Genomic DNA, 16,596 nt, shown 5'->3' on the forward strand with positions numbered 1-16,596 from the left:
AACTAAATATATCTGCTGTTCAGTTTTCAAAGTTCATTTAAAACTTTCATTTTGTTTTTTATTTTCTTGCCCTCTCTCAAGGACAAGTATTATATTATCATCTTTAGCATTTTACGTCAACACTTTTTTTAATTTTTTTCTATTTTTTATTTTAATTTTATAGAATGCTATTCTAAACAACAACTAAACAACATAAAAATGCTAGTATTTTCAACGCTATCAAATAAAAAATATAATTATTATTTTTAAGCACTCATTACTTTAATTTTTTATTTTTCTAGAAAAGTTTCTCATACGCTACTCTTTCTGCTCCATCTTCAAGAAGAATTATCCCACAATACTCAAAGCCATTTTTTTCTAATAATCCTCTCATCACAAAATTCTCCTTATGAGTATCTATTTTTATACTACTATATCCTAATTCTTTACATTTATCCTCAGAAAATTTCATTATTTTATGAGAAAGTCCCTGTCCTTTAAATTCATTGCTAACAGCAACTCTATGTACAACACCATATTTTCTATCGCTTAACCATTCTCCTTCATAAATTTTATCATATGTACTTTCTCCTCTAAAAGAAATTGCTGCTGTACCAACTATCTCAGCATCTATTAGCATAACATAACTCTCATCAGCAGAAATATCTCCTTTTAAATTATCTTCATTAGGATAACCATCCTGCCACTGATCTATACCCTTACTTTTAAAATACTCCTGCGCTTCTTTTATAATTCTCATTATTTCTGGTATATCTTCAACTTTAGATTTTCTAAATTCCATAATCCTCTTTAATCTCCCCTCAAAAAATAACTTTTTTTCTAAATAAATATAAATAAAATTAGCCTTCACTATCCAAAATAATATTAAAATAAATTATATCAAAATTTATCTATAAATTGCATTTAATTTTTCTAAAATAAATAAAAATATTATACAGTAAACTTCTATACTCACCCATAATTATAAATTTATTTTATAATCTAATTTAATGCTTTTATTATTTCATAAATTTTTCTTATCTTATAATCTCAGATACATTGCAATTCCAACAGTATAGATTATACTATACGGGGGTATAGTTATTATCTATAAAATTATTTTATCTACATATGTTAAAATATTTTCGTAATAAAGTGATAGAAAAGGTGAGAACTAATGAAAATAGAAAAATTATATTATTTTGAAAGCGCTGCTAGACAAAAAAGTTTTACAAAAGCTGCAAGTGAATGCCTTGTAGCTCAACCTGCTATAAGTCATAGTATAAAAAGCTTAGAATCCGAACTTGGATTTGACGTATTTGTAAGAGATAAAAAAAACGTCTCTTTAACACCTCAAGGGGAAGTCTTTTACAACGATGTTGTTAAAATACTAGATAAGTACGATAAAGCTGTAGAAAAAGCGAGGGATTTTTCTAACTACATCAACAAAAAAATTATAATTGGTCTATATGGATTTAGTGCGGCAATCCCTATGGTGCCTATACTAAAAGGATTCAAACAAAACTTTCCAGAAATAGAACTAACATTTAAAAGATGTCATAACACTAGTTGTTTTGAATCTATTTATGCTGGAGAGTGCGACCTAATAATATCTTACTGTTGCCCTGACGAATTTGCATATGATGACATATTATTTAAGGCGCTATCAGAAGATAAGCTAGTCTTGGCAGTACCCCCAGAATCAAATTTAGCTGACAAAGAAAGTATATCTGCTAGGGACCTTGCAAATGCGGATAGGAACATACATGTACTAGACACATACGAAAACTATATAAAAAACTTTGTAACTATCCCTTACGAAAAACTAAAAACAGAAACCGACATAGAATTACTTCACTTCTCAGGTTTTCTAAATAGAGATATAATATTTACAACTCAATCAGAAATGGACTTTTTCCACAAATCTGATTATATAATAAAAGAATTTAAAAACATTGATTCAAAAGCAATTCATGGAGTTTTTTATAAGAAAAACAACTTAAACCCATTAGTTCATGAGTTTATAAATCTCTTATAAAAAATATACTTTTACATGCATTCCCATAATCCTATATTTTATAATAAAAATTTTTCATAAAAAAAGCCACGATTAAAAATCGAGGCTTTTTTACTATTTCTAAATACTAAGCGTTTTTACCACAGCATTTTTTGTATTTTTTACCACTTCCACATGGACATGGATCATTTCTTCCAACTTTATGTTCTTTAACTATAGTTTTGCTTTTTTTGTATTTTTTGTGTAATTCTTTTCTTGTTTCAGCAGAAAGTATACCTTCCCATTCAGGTAAAGTGTATAGCCATTCAGCTTCAACAGCACACATATTGTAGAATAATTTTTCCCAGTCTATTTTTATAGATACTTCTCCATCAGCTTCTATAGCATCTAGGTCTAAATCTTCTTTTAAACTTTCGCTTATTCCATCTATGAATCCCATGAAGTATTCTGGAGATGTTTCGTATTTAGCTGCTAAATCAGCAACTTTTCCTTCTACAGTTTCAGTTTTTTCTTCTAATATTTTTCTGTATATGTCTCTCTCAACGTTTAAATAATCTTTCCAGAATTCTATTTCAGCTTCCTGGTTTTCGTGAGTTTCACTAAGGTTTTTCCATGCATCATATAAACTCATTGTAATTTCCTCCTAAAATAATCTCGTCTTATAAAAGACTTTCATTCAAATCTACTATATTATATCATAATTGAACAGTTCTTTTAATACTTTTATAGCTTTATCTTGTTCAATAAAGTACGGACTAGTAGCTATTGTAATTACATTAGCCCCTTTAATAAGCTCCTGTATCCTATCAAACCTATCAGAAAAAGGTATATAATCCATATCCCTTGAGAATATATCTAAATCTATATCTAACACATACTCTCCTCTTACCTCTTCCTTCAAACTATAAGAACTGTCCATTATTATAAGCTCTGAAAAAATTTCATGCTCCATTGCAGGCTTAATAAAGCTTCCCACATTAAGCACTTCATTTGTATATCTAAATACATCGTCTAAATCGTCTACATCTACATCATAATTAGGCGGAACTCTAGTATCCTTGTGCTGATCCACATGTACTAAAGTACACCCTCTATTAAAAATACCTTCTTTAAGGCACTTCATCCAGAAGTAGAACGAATGGTTATGATTATCAAAAATATACACTCTCTTTCCATCTTTAGTGTCCATTCTAACCATATTTTCTATACCATAAGCCTTAAACTCTGTATCCTCATCTATCTCATTAAAAACAATCTCTGCACCTTCCCTTACATCATCCAAATCTCCTTTTATAAGCTTTGGTACAAAAATCTTCTTATTCTCCCTCTCTTCAAAGGAGAATATATTATTTCCAACTGGTTTTTCTATAAAAAATCCATTATATCTTTCCATACTATCCAATCATCCTTTCGAACTACTTATCAAAAACATTCCATGGATATTCTTTTGGTGGCTCACAGACAAACTCCATCTTCTCTTTAGTAACAGGATGAACTATCTCAATCTTATAAGACCAAAGCGCTATCTGCTGACCTACCTTGCTATTTTTACCATATCTCTGATCACCAACAAGAGGATTGTTTCTTGAAGCAAACTGAACTCTAATCTGATGTGGTCTACCAGTCTTTAAATCTATCTGAACTAAACTCATCTTATCCTTAAATGCTAGAGTTTCGTAGCTAAGCTCAGCGTACTTAGAATCCTTATGGCTTTCAGAAACCACACTGACCATATTAGTTTTCTTATTCTTATAAAGATAATCCTTTAAAGTATCACTCTGTTTTCTCATCTTTCCATTTATAACCGCTCTATAAGTCTTTTTAAACGTCTTATTTCTAACCTGCTCAGAAAGTCTAGATGCCGCTTTAGAAGTCTTGGCAAATACCATCGCACCTCCAACAGGTCTATCAAGTCTATGAACTAGCCCTAAATAAACATTTCCCGGCTTATTATACTTCTCTTTAAGATATGCCTTTAATAAATTAACCATATCCTTATCATTTGTATTATCGCCCTGAGAAAGAATATTTACGGGCTTTTCAACTACTAAAAGATGATTATCTTCATAAAGTACATTTATATTTACACTAGACAAAGACTATCTCTCCCATCTACCAAATATACCACAAGGAAGTATTTTACCATCTCTAGATGCTGGTATTCCAACTTCTCCACCGTATATCTGTCCACCTTTTACTTTCTTTCCTATAGTAGTAGAAAGTACGTTTTCAAGTACTATTGGAGAAAATCCTGTCGTATAAGAGTTTATTAAGAAGAATAATGGATCATCAGATAATACACCCATACATAATTCAACGAAATCGTATAACTTATCTTCTATTTTCCATACTTCACCTTTTGGTCCTCTTCCGTATGAAGGTGGGTCCATTATTATAGCATCGTATTTTCTTCCTCTTCTTATTTCTCTTTCAACGAATTTAACAACATCATCTACTATAAATCTTACTGTCTGATTCTGAAGTCCAGATAATGCTATATTATCTTTTGCCCAGTTTACCATACCTTTTGCTGCATCAACGTGGCAAACTTCTGCCCCAGCTGAAGCACAAGCAACAGTTGCTCCACCAGTATATGCAAATAAATTTAAAACCTTTATAGGTCTTTTTGCTTTCTTTATTTTATCTATCATCCAATCCCAGTTTGCTGCCTGTTCTGGGAAAAGACCTGTGTGTTTAAATCCTGTAGGTCTTATATTGAACTTTAAATTCTTGTAGTTTATTGTCCAGCTTTCTGGATATTTTTTCTTCTGCTCCCAAGAACCTCCACCTCTATTACTTCTGTGGTAGTGTCCGTGTGGATTTTTCCATAATGACCATTCTTTTTCCATTGGCCAAACAACCTGTGGGTCTGGTCTTCTAAGGACGATATCTCCCCATCTCTCTAGCTTCTCTCCGTTACCCATGTCTATAAGCTCATAATCTTTCCAACTATCTGCTAAAATTAACATCTTTTCCTCCTTCTCTCTTATCTAATTAAATTTATATTTCTTAAAATATTTTCCATCTCATTTTTTAACCTAATTATTAATTATATCATACACATACAACCATTTGCACTACTTTATCCTACATCATAAATATAAAAATTTATAAAAAAGAGCTAACCAAAATGATTAGCTCTTTTTATCTCAATTATTAAAAATTATATTTCTGATATGTTGTAAACTTTTAGCGTATCTTTATCTATATGCTGTTTCTTAACATCTACCATTGCTTTTAATGTATCAAGAGAAGTCATAACTTCTGTAGAGAATTCTATAGCAGTTCTTCTTATCTTGAATCCATCTCTGTTAGAGTCGTTACCTTTTGTAGGAGTATTTATAACCATATCTACCTGTTTATTTCTTATAGCGTCAAGTATATTTGGTCTAGCTTCTTCTACTCTATTTACAGTTTCAACTTCTATTCCGTTTTCTCTTAATGCTTTAGCTGTTCCTTCTGTAGCCATGAAAGTATATCCAAGTTCTTTCATATCTTTAGCTATTTCTATGAACTCTTCTTTATCGTGGTTGTTTATTGTAGCAAGTACGCAACCTCTTTCATCAGCTATACCTTTACCAGCTGCAAGGAATCCTTTGTATAATGCTTCTTCTAAGTTAGCACCTACTCCAAGAACTTCCCCTGTTGATTTCATTTCAGGCCCTAGTGATACTTCAACCTGAGCAAGTTTTGCCATTGAGAATACTGGTACTTTAACAGATACTATATCTGGAGTTTTGTATACTCCTGTTCCGTATCCAAGGTCTTTTAATTTAGCACCTAACATACATTTAGTTGCAAGGTCTACTATTGGCACACCTGAAACTTTTGATATATATGGTACAGTTCTACTTGCTCTTGGGTTAACTTCTATTATGTATAATTCATTCTGGAATTCTATGAACTGGATGTTAACCATACCTATAACATTTAGGTCTAGAGCTATTTTTTTAGTGTAGTCTAATATTTTTTCTTTTATTTTGTCAGATATATTCTGGCTTGGGTACATTGTTATACTGTCTCCAGAGTGAACCCCTGCTCTTTCAAGGTGTTCCATTATACCAGGTATTAATATATCTTCTTTATCGCATATAGCGTCAACTTCTATTTCTCTACCAGTTAAGTATTTATCTATAAGAACTGGGTTTTTGCTATCTCTTTCGAATGCTGCTTCTAAGTACTGAACTAATCTAGCTTCATCGTAAGTTATTTCCATACCCTGTCCACCAAGTACGTATGATGGTCTAACAAGTACTGGGAATCCTAAGTTGTGAGCAACTTCAAGACCTTCTTCAACAGTCCATACACCTCTACCTTTTGGTCTATTTATGTCTAATCTTTCTAGTAATTCATCGAATTTTTCTCTATCTTCAGCTGCATCTATATCTTCGAAATCAGTACCTAATATTGGTATATTCTTTTCGTGAAGGAATTTAGCTAGTTTTATAGCAGTCTGTCCACCAAACTGAAGTATAACTCCGTCTGGATTTTCTTTTTCTATTATGTTAAGAACTTCTTCTTCTGTTAATGGTTCGAAGTATAATTTATCAGAAGTATCGAAGTCAGTTGATACTGTTTCAGGGTTGTTGTTTATTATTATTGTTTCTATTCCCTGTTTTCTTAATGATTTAACACAGTGAACTGAGCAGTAGTCGAATTCTATACCCTGTCCTATTCTTATTGGACCAGAACCAAGAACTATAACTTTTTTCTTATCGCTTACTGTAGCTTCATCATATTCTTCGTAAGTTGAGTAGTAGTATGGAGATAATGCATCTACTTCACCTGCACATGTATCAACCATTTTGTAAGCTGGTTTTATATTGTAAAGCATTCTTAATTCGTATAACTGTTCTGGGTTTATTTTCATTAAGTCAGATATACCTTTATCAGAGAATCCTTTTTTCTTTAATTCAAGAAGATATTCTTTAGTAAGGTCTTCTATTTTCATACCTTTTAATTTTTCTTCCTGTTCAACTATCCATTTGAATCTATCTAAGAACCATTTATCCATCTTAGTTATCTGTTCTATCATTTCAACTTTGTAGCCTCTTCTTATCATTTCAGCTATGTCGAATAATCTTTCATCATCTGGAACAACTACTCTAGCTTTTAATTCTTCTAGAGATCTCTGTTCTGATGGTGCATGAACTAATGAATATTTTCCTATTTCTAGAGATCTTATACCTTTAAGTATAGCTGCTTCAAAGTTGCTTCCTATACTCATTATTTCTCCAGTAGCCATCATCTTAGTTCCTAATCTCTTATCAGCTTTCTTAAATTTATCGAAAGGCCATTTTGGTATTTTAGCAACTACATAGTCTACACTTGGTTCGAAGCAAGCTTTAGTCTTTTTAGTTACTGCATTTTCTATTTCATCTAATGTATATCCAAGAGCTATCTTAGCAGAAACTTTTGCTATTGGATAACCAGTTGCTTTTGATGCTAGTGCTGATGATCTTGAAACTCTTGGGTTTATTTCTATAACAGCGTATTCGAAGCTATCTGGGTTAAGTGCGAACTGTACGTTACATCCACCCTGAACTTCTACTGCATTTAATATATCAAGAGATGCTTTTTTAAGCATTGCACATTCTTTAGCACTTAATGTCTGAGTTGGAGCAACAACTATACTGTCTCCTGTATGAACACCAACAGGGTCAACATTTTCCATGTTGCATATAACTATGCTGTTTCCTATGCTGTCTCTCATTACTTCGTATTCTATTTCTTTCCAACCTTTTATACTTTTTTCTAAAAGTACCTGACTAACTGGGCTTAGCTGTAAACCGTGAACTAATATTTCTTTTAATTCTTCTTCGTTTTCAGCTATACCACCACCAGTTCCTCCTAGTGTATAAGCTGGTCTAACTACTAATGGGTAACCTATTTTATTTGCATAAGCTAAACCATCTTCAAGAGTAGTTACTATATCACTTTCTATAACTGGCTGATTTATTTCTTTCATTACTTCTCTGAATATATCTCTATCTTCACCTTTTTTGATAGATTCAACAGAAGTACCTATTACTTTAACTCCGTACTTATCAAGTATTCCACTTTCGTATAATTCAACAGCTAAGTTAAGTCCTGTCTGTCCACCCATTCCTGCAAGTAAACTGTCTGGTCTTTCTTTTTCTATTATTTTTTCTATGAATTCTAAAGTAAGCGGTTCTATATATATTTTGTCTGCTATTTCTTTATCTGTCATTATTGTAGCTGGGTTAGAGTTTATTAATACAACTTCTATCCCTTCTTCTTTTAAAGCCTGACAAGCCTGAGTTCCAGAATAGTCGAACTCTGCAGCCTGTCCTATTATTATAGGTCCTGACCCAAGTACTAATGTTTTCTTTATACTGTCTATTTTAGGCATAACATTCTCTCCTTTAATCCGTTTTATTTTTCTTAATCTATATCGTTTCTATTATAATCGTCTATATTATAATGCAAGGAATTTACCGTATACGCATTCTTTGTCGTCTGTTGATGTGAATGCTGGTATAAACTGTACACTCATTATAGGAAGTTCTTTATGTTTTAAACCTTCTATAGATCCATCGTTAAGACTTGTATAAGTTACTTCTGTGTTTTCAGGCATTTCAGCTACATTGAATCCGTGATGCTGAGTAGTTATTAATACTCTACCTGTTTCCATATTTTTAACTGGAACACTTGCTCCTCTGTGTCCAAATGGTAATTTATCTATTTTTCCACCAAGAGCTAAAGCTATAACCTGATGTCCTAGACCTATACCTACAAGTGGTTTAACACCTGCTATTTTTTTAGCTGCTTCAACTGCAAAGTCAGCATCTTCTGGATTTCCAGGTCCATTTGATAATAATACAACGTCTGGATTTACGCTAAGTATTTTTTCAGCTGGAGTAGTAGCTGGGAATATTGTTATATCACATCCGTATGCTTTAAGCGCTTCTATAACACTGTTTTTAACACCTAAATCTAATATAGCTACTCTTCTTCCTGTTCCATCTATTTTTTTAACGTCTTTGCAAGTTACCTCTTTAACTGCATCTTTATTACAGTAAGAAGCGAATTTTTCTTTTAATTCTGTTTCGTCTTTATCTTCGTAAGCTATAACAGCTTTCATTGTTCCGTTAGTTGTTATCATTTTAGTAAGCGCTCTAGTATCTATACCTTCTATACCTACTATTTTATTCTGTTTCATATACATATCTAAGTCCATTTCACATCTGAAGTTGTTAGGACTATCGCATTTATTTCTAACTATAAGTGCTTTTGCATGCACTCCATTAGATTCTACATCCTCTAAGTTTATTCCATAGTTTCCTACTAGTGGATAAGTCATAACTATAAACTGTCCTCTGTATGTTGGGTCAGTAAGAAGTTCTTCATACCCTGCCATTGAAGTATTGAATACTACCTCTCCTACAGTTTCTTTTTCGTATCCAAAAGCCTTTCCTTCAAAACCTGTTCCGTTTTCTAATATTAATTTGCATTTCATATTGGATTTACCCCCTACGCATTTTCTATTTCTCTTACTATACTTTCAGCTGCTTCTTTAGGATTTTCAGCCTGTGTTATAGGTCTACCTACAACTATATATTTAGCTCCTCTTCTTATTGCATCTGAAGGAGTTACTACTCTTTTCTGATCCCCTATTTCTGCTGTTGCAGGTCTTATACCAGGGCAAACTGTGACAAAATCATCTCCACATATTTCAACTATCTTATCTACTTCTCTAGCTGAACAAACAACACCGTCTATTCCAGCCTTCTGAGCTAATTTTGCTCTCTTTATAACTAATTCTTCAGCAGTCATACTGCATCCGATATCCTGAAGGTCTTCGTTGCTTAATGAAGTAAGCACTGTTACACCTACTATTAGAGGTTTTTCTATATTTAATCTTTCAGCTTCTTCTTTAGCTATTTCAGCACACTGTCTCATTCCTTCCATATCAGAAACGTGTATTGTCATTAGCCAAACATTATCTCTAACTGCTGCTTTTACCGCACTTTTCATAGTATTTGGTATATCGTGGAATTTTAAATCTAGGAATACTTTTTTCCCTTTTTCTTTTAAATAATCAAGAGTTTTACCTCTTGTAGCAACGTACTGTTCTAGGCCAACTTTGAATATATCAACGCTATCTTCTAGTTTGTCTATCATTTCTTTTGCTTTTTCGAAATTGTCAGTGTCAATCGCCACTATCAGTTTTTCTTTCCCATTAACCATATCTATTATTCTCCTCTTCATTAGTTTTAACAAAGCCTCGTAATACACAAAAAATCCTTACACCACAAAAAGAGGCATAAGGATTTTATCTTTCCATAACAAAAAAACGCTATGAGATATCTTTCCCAGTCTCTCTGGACTAGCTTAAAAGACTTTATCATAAATATTTTTATTTCTTCTAATTTAATTATTTTAGTATTTATACCATTATAACCATTTAAGAGTTTATATGTCAATAACTTATTAATCCTCTTCTTCAATTAAGGTTTTTATTTTTTATGAAAAGTACATTACTCTTATATTATACATCGTTTTCCAATTAATTTGGATATTATTATGTTATTTATGGTAATTATTCCTATAAAAATTCTAATTTTACTCTTCATCATCTAAGTCATCAGCAACATAGTTTCTTGGTTCAGCTGATATAAAGTACTCTCTTCCACCAATTCTATTTCTTAAATTCATATCCTTGTAGACAACAGTCATCCCTCTTTCTCTACAAGCTAAATCAAAATGCTTTAGAGCAATTCCCATACTTATCTTACTCATATCTCTAAGAACTGCCTTTTTAGGAACTTTTTCAAAGAAATGAATTCCCTTTTTATCTCTTAGTACATACCAAGGCTGTGTATTTTTAACAGATGGTGCACGTCTTACAAGCTCCATAACATCTTCCCATTCGCCTTTCATACCTTTAGATATCTTAGAAATATCTTTTCTATCTGGTATCGCAAATCTTGTTCTAAATAAAGGTTCAGATTTTATAGGCATACCAAATGCAATTATTATACATGGATCTCCTATACTTTCATCTAATTCTGCATTTTTTATCATCTCAGCTACTTCAAAACCTTCATCTCTAACAAAATCTCTCTCGTCTTCTTCTGTCTTTAAGCAGTCTAAAATATCCGCTTTTGTAAGATGAGAATCAATCCAACAAGTAGCTATCCCAAGGCTAGTCATAAATAGTACTACCTCTTCCATAGCGTATCCAACATTCTGAAGATGATCCTTACCTCCATCAGATGTAACAACTATATAATGAGGTGCCTTTATCTTACATTCCTTTCCCATAAGGAAGTGAATAAGATGTCCTTTATCTATAACATGAGCTTGAATATTTAAATCTTCATCTATATATGTTATATTATCGCACGCTCTTTTAACATCTTCTATCAAATGATCTTTGAGTTTCTTATTTGAAAAGAACTCAGTTGTTTTTCTATAATAAATGGCTTCACATAATTCCATATTAAAAATTCCTCCTGAAAAAATCAAAAAAACTAATTATTCTATCATATACATTATAATTATTTTTCGTAATTTTGTATATAGCACAACTGAAGAATAACTCTTTTATATATCGCTTAAATTTTCAAAATGATATAATGAAAATATACAAAAATAAATTTGTTGGAGGTATAGAAAAATGAATTTTGAAAGAAATTTAGACAAATACGCTGAACTATCTATAAAAGTTGGAATGAATGTTCAGCCTGGAGAAACTCTTTTAGTTCGCTCACCTATAGATTGCGCTGATTTTGTAAGAAAAGCTGTCAAATATGCATATGAATGTGGTGCAAAACATGTATATGTAGAATGGAGCGACGACGAATGCTCTAAACTAACATATAATATGGCTCCTGACGAATCATTTAATGAATATCCTCAGTGGCAGGCAGATAAATATACTCAGATAGCAAAAGAAGGTGGCTCTTTCTTAACAGTAGTAGCTCAGGACCCAGACCTTCTTAAAGGGGTTGACCCTCAGAGAATAGCAAACTTCCAGAAAGCTTCTGGAAAAGCTCTTAAAGAATGGAGATCTTATACATTAACAGATAGATGTAAATGGAGTATAGTTGCTTGCCCTTCTGTAAACTGGGCTAAAAAAGTATATCCAAATTGCTCTGAAGAAGAAGCAGTAGAAAAACTATGGGAAGGAATCTTCCAGTGTACTAGAGCAAATTTAGAATTTCCTGTAGATGCTTGGAATGAACATATAGCAAACCTTAAAAAGAGAACTGACTTCTTAAACGAATCAGATTTCAAAACATTAAAATACTCATCAGCTAAAACAAATCTTTCAATAGATTTACCAGAGGGACACATTTGGTTAAGTGGAGATGCAAAAGATCCAAATGGCGTATCTTTCGTACCAAATATACCAACAGAAGAAATATACGGAATGCCTCATAAATTTGGCGTAAATGGTACTGTAGCTAGTACAAAACCATTAGTATTTGGCGGTAATGTAATAGATGATTTCACAATAACATTTGAAAACGGTAAAATAGTAGATTTTACAGCTGAAAAAGGATACGAAACTCTTAAAAACCTTATAGAAACTGATGAAGGTTCTCACTACATAGGTGAAGTCGCATTAGTTCCTTATAATTCACCAATATCAAACACAAATACTGTATTCTATACTACTCTATTTGATGAAAATGCATCTTGTCATTTAGCTATCGGTTCTGCTTACAGAAGCTGCATAGAAAATGGAAATGACTTAAAAGAAGAAGAATTAGATAAATTAGGAGTTAATGATAGTTTAACTCACGTAGATTTCATGGTAGGATCTGCAGACATGGACATAACAGGAATAACTAAAAATGGAGAAGAAGTTGCCATATTCAAAAAAGGAAACTGGGCATTTTAGTTAATCAAGGATTATAGCTTGTAAAATAATAAAGAGATAGGAGTAGTTGTTTCTGCTCCAGGCAATCAAGTTGCATTGTCGCTGGAAACAATCTCCTCCTATCTTTTTTACCAATTTTAAAACTATAACCGTTGATTATTCTAAAATATTTCTATTCTGTGGATATTTATCTATGTTAATTATGTGGATAAGTGGATAACTATCCCTGTAGTGTTTTGCAGTTTATCCACAAATAAGTGGAAGAATGTATTGTTTCCAGTGACAACCTACAGGCGCAATCTTCATTTTAAAATCTTTAGTTAAAAGATTGCGCCAAAGCCTGGAACGGAAACAATATTTCTTTCACTTTTCGAGTATAAGTTGAACGCTATTTAGCAATTTTCTGCTTAAATTAAGAGCATAAATAAAAAACACCGTATGGTTTCGCTAATCCCATACGGTGTTTTTTATTGTTGACGATAGATTGATAAAATATTTCCATCTAAATCACAAATATCCACTCGCTACTTTAGATAATTGAGACTTTTCTCTTGGTTATATTATATACAAAATATACATCTTAGTATACACTAAATCCGAAGATTTTTAAACAGTTTTTTTAATTTTATAATATAATTTTTGCTATTTCGACTGCAGACTTAGCATCTTTTGCATAAAAATCGGCTCCTATTTCAGATGCATAGTCCTCTGTAAGTACTGCACCACCGACAAAAATCTTAACATCAGGCATTTTTTCTTTCAGCGCTTTTATAGTTTCTTCCATACTTTTTACAGTTGTAGTCATAAGTGCACTAAGTCCTACAAGTTTTATATTTTCTTCAACAGCTTTTTCCACAACTTTATCCACAGGAACATCTCTTCCTAAGTCGATAATTTCGTATCCGTAGTTTTCAAGCATTATTTTTACAATATTTTTACCTATATCGTGGATATCCCCTTCAACTGTAGCTAGGATAATCTTTCCTTTTGATACATCTTCTTTTTTATCTCCATTCTTACTGATTAAGTTTTCTTTAATAACAGTAAGCGATGCCTTAACAGCTTCTGCAGATTGAATCATCTGTGGAAGGAATATTTCCCCTTTTTCAAATTTTTTCCCAACAACATCAAGTGCAGGAATTAATATCTCATCTAAAATATAATTCTCATCAGTATCATTTAACATCTCTATTGTTTTACTTTTAGCCTCATCTTTAATTCCTTTTTCAACAAGATCAAATAAAGACATCTCTGAAGAACTAGTAGATGATTTTACATCTTTTTTATTGTCTACATCGCTATATCTTTCAACAAATTTTGTACATCCCTTGTCTATATTTCTAATAACCTTGTATGAAGTTATAGCTTCCATCATTCTTTCATTATTAGGATTTATAATGGCTAAATCAAGACCAGCATCTAAAGCTAAAGTTAAAAATGCAGAGTTTACTGCCTGTCTATTTGGAAGTCCAAAAGAAATATTAGACACCCCAAGAGTTGTATGCACTCCTAGTTTTTTAACTTCTTTCATAGCTTTTAAAGTCTCATACGCTGCTTCTTGCTGAGCTGAAACTGTAAGAGATAGACAATCTATGTAAATATCCTCTCTTCTAATTCCAAATTCTTCAGCCCTTTTTATAATCTTCTTAGCAATCTCCACTCTTTCCTCAGATTTTTCAGGAATTCCTCTCTCATCAAGAGTAAGACCTACAACACAAGCTCCGTATTTTTTAACTAGGGGAAGAATAGTTTCTAATGACTCATCCTTTCCATTTACTGAGTTTACTATTGTTCTACCATTGCAATATCTAAGCCCAGCCTCTAGAGATTCAACAACTGATGAATCTATCTGAACTGGTGTATCTGTAACAGACTGCACCTCTTTTAAAATATCTACCATAGCTTTTCTTTCATCTATTCCAGGAAGTCCAGTATTTATCTCTAAAATATCTGCACCGCCATTTACCTGCTCTATAGCAAGTCTAACTGCATAATCAGTATTTCCTGATTTTAAAGCTTCTTTAAATGCTTTTCTCCCAGTTGGATTTATTCTCTCTCCAACAACTCTAGGCTCATCAATTCTCACAACCTTAGATGGAGAACAAACCGCACTTACATATTCATTGTTTTTATCTCCAATTTCTACATTAGATAGATTATCAGAAATCTTCTTTATATATGAAGGATCTGTACCACAACATCCACCTATTATACTAGCTCCTGCCTCGATAAATTTCTTAACACCTTCCCAATACTCATCAGGACCTATATCATAAGTAGCCTGTCCATCGTGCATTGAAGGAAGTCCAGCATTTGCCTGTACCATAACAGGAATTTGTGCAACACTGCAAATCTTCTCAACTATTGGTAATAGCTGCACAGGACCAAGTGAACAGTTTACACCTATTGCGTCTACTCCAAGTCCACCTATAGTATAGACCATACTTTCTGGAAGACATCCTGTAAAACTTCTTCCATCTTCATCAAATGTCATAGTTGCAAAAACTGGTAAATTAGAATTTTCCTTAGCTGCAAGGACAGCAGCTTTTATCTCAAGTAAATCCATCATAGTTTCAATTACTATAACATCTACTCCAGCTTTTACACCCCGTACAACCTCTCTTTTAAAAATCTCATATGCTCTATCAAAGCTCAAAGTCCCCATTGGCTCAAGCATCTCACCTATTGGACCAATATCTAATGCTACAAATTTTTCCTTAACTGAGCTAGACTCTTCTATTGCCTCTCTTGCTGTTTTAACAGCGTTATCTATTATCATCTCAACAGTATATCCTTCTGGAAGCTTTAACTCATTACATCCAAAAGTACAAGTAAGAACTGTGTTCGTCCCAGCATCTAAATACTGTCTATGTATATCTCTTAAAATATCTGGATTTTTATATGCAAAAATCTCAGGATTTTCTCCCATTTTTAGTCCATTTCTCTGAAGCATAGTTCCCATTGCTCCATCAAACATTAAAACTTTTCCTGTCTTTAAATAATCTCTAATTTCCATAGCAAGCTCCCCCGCTTTCCCTTCTGTATATACAGTTGTTATAGTTTGGGCACTCTAAACAACTTTTTTTACCTTTTTTAACTTTATTGTATTTATCAATATCATCATCTTTACTTGAATCATATATTCCAATAATTGCACTAACTGACTTTCTTGGAATCATAAGTCCGCTACTGCTTGTAGTAAGTCCTATTTTTTTCTGAGACTGCAGAATATTCAGAATTTCCTTTCCACACTCTAGTGGCAAATCTCCATATCCTGGACTATATCTCATAGTTATACATTTTCCATTTTCTTTAACTTCTTTTTCAATTATTTCCTGAACATAATCACAGGTCCGCTCTACAAATGTTGTAGCAGCAGAGTCCATTATTATACTTTTTGCAAGGTTTACATATTCAGCTTTTCTAGTTTCCATTTCTACCTTAGTTCCAATAGTGGCTGCAAAGAGAATACATTCATCGCAACCTCTAAGAAGTTTTGAAATATCTTTACTTTTTAAAACTAAATTTGTTCCCTCTACTTCAATTCTATCTTCAAAAAATTTAAGTGGATATCTTTCGTATACCGCTCTAGGAGTTATTATGGATCTAGTTTGCTCAATTGCTAAATCTATCTTCTCTGAAAAACTACTCTCTATCTCTTGGCCTTTATACCGGAGATACCTAAGAACTTCGGCTTTTTCAATAGGTATCTCCGTATTTTTTAAATTCTTTACAATGCTCAATAGCT

At 32.5% G+C, this 16,596-nt stretch carries 13 protein-coding genes; 2 read left to right on the top strand and 11 right to left on the bottom strand.

What is annotated here, in order from left to right:
• Positions 1-277: 277 nt before the first annotated feature.
• Complete coding sequence (locus DWX74_RS07490) at positions 278-781, bottom strand: GNAT family N-acetyltransferase (protein ID WP_118549423.1); 504 nt, start codon at positions 779-781, stop codon at positions 278-280.
• 375 nt (positions 782-1,156) lie between these two features.
• Between DWX74_RS07490 and DWX74_RS07495 the strand changes: the two genes are divergently transcribed.
• Positions 1,157-2,017, top strand: coding sequence for a LysR family transcriptional regulator (locus DWX74_RS07495; protein WP_118549424.1), 861 nt, complete (start codon positions 1,157-1,159; stop codon positions 2,015-2,017).
• Positions 2,018-2,123: 106 nt separating this feature from the next.
• On the opposite strand, the gene DWX74_RS07500 is transcribed toward DWX74_RS07495, so the two are convergent.
• From DWX74_RS07500 to DWX74_RS07535, 8 genes are all read right to left on the bottom strand, one after another.
• A complete protein-coding gene (locus tag DWX74_RS07500) occupies positions 2,124-2,627 on the bottom strand; it encodes an SEC-C metal-binding domain-containing protein (protein ID WP_118549425.1) in 504 nt (167 codons plus the stop codon).
• 54 nt (positions 2,628-2,681) lie between these two features.
• Positions 2,682-3,389 (bottom strand): UPF0489 family protein, encoded by a 708-nt coding sequence (locus DWX74_RS07505; protein WP_118549426.1) that lies wholly within the window; start codon positions 3,387-3,389, stop codon positions 2,682-2,684.
• Between the two features lie 22 nt (positions 3,390-3,411).
• Complete coding sequence (locus DWX74_RS07510) at positions 3,412-4,092, bottom strand: RluA family pseudouridine synthase (RefSeq protein ID WP_199647614.1); 681 nt, start codon at positions 4,090-4,092, stop codon at positions 3,412-3,414.
• Positions 4,093-4,095: 3 nt separating this feature from the next.
• Positions 4,096-4,965, bottom strand: a complete 870-nt coding sequence (locus DWX74_RS07515) for a class I SAM-dependent methyltransferase (protein ID WP_006441051.1) — start codon at positions 4,963-4,965, stop codon at positions 4,096-4,098.
• 194 nt (positions 4,966-5,159) lie between these two features.
• Entirely contained in the window at positions 5,160-8,369 is a 3,210-nt protein-coding gene (gene carB, locus DWX74_RS07520; RefSeq protein WP_118549427.1) for a carbamoyl-phosphate synthase large subunit, read from the bottom strand.
• A 66-nt stretch (positions 8,370-8,435) separates the two neighbouring features.
• Positions 8,436-9,476, bottom strand: coding sequence for a glutamine-hydrolyzing carbamoyl-phosphate synthase small subunit (carA, locus tag DWX74_RS07525; RefSeq protein WP_118549428.1), 1,041 nt, complete (start codon positions 9,474-9,476; stop codon positions 8,436-8,438).
• Between the two features lie 14 nt (positions 9,477-9,490).
• Positions 9,491-10,207 (bottom strand): orotidine-5'-phosphate decarboxylase, encoded by a 717-nt coding sequence (gene pyrF, locus DWX74_RS07530; RefSeq protein WP_040410715.1) that lies wholly within the window; start codon positions 10,205-10,207, stop codon positions 9,491-9,493.
• A gap of 375 nt (positions 10,208-10,582) precedes the next feature.
• Positions 10,583-11,461, bottom strand: coding sequence for a nitroreductase family protein (locus tag DWX74_RS07535; RefSeq protein WP_118549429.1), 879 nt, complete (start codon positions 11,459-11,461; stop codon positions 10,583-10,585).
• A gap of 178 nt (positions 11,462-11,639) precedes the next feature.
• On the opposite strand from DWX74_RS07535, the gene DWX74_RS07540 reads away from it, so the two are divergent.
• Entirely contained in the window at positions 11,640-12,869 is a 1,230-nt protein-coding gene (locus DWX74_RS07540) for an aminopeptidase (RefSeq protein WP_118549430.1), read from the top strand.
• Positions 12,870-13,473: 604 nt separating this feature from the next.
• Here DWX74_RS07540 and DWX74_RS07545 read toward each other — a convergent pair.
• Positions 13,474-15,864 (bottom strand): homocysteine S-methyltransferase family protein, encoded by a 2,391-nt coding sequence (locus DWX74_RS07545; RefSeq protein WP_118549431.1) that lies wholly within the window; start codon positions 15,862-15,864, stop codon positions 13,474-13,476.
• Positions 15,854-16,591 (bottom strand): vitamin B12 dependent-methionine synthase activation domain-containing protein, encoded by a 738-nt coding sequence (locus DWX74_RS07550; protein WP_118549432.1) that lies wholly within the window; start codon positions 16,589-16,591, stop codon positions 15,854-15,856. Before DWX74_RS07550 ends, DWX74_RS07545 begins: the two co-directional genes overlap by 11 nt.
• Positions 16,592-16,596 lie beyond the last annotated feature (5 nt).

Origin of the sequence: Peptoclostridium sp. AF21-18 (assembly GCF_003478825.1) — a bacterium.
In the GTDB taxonomy this organism is placed as follows: Bacteria; Bacillota; Clostridia; order Peptostreptococcales; family Peptostreptococcaceae; genus Peptacetobacter.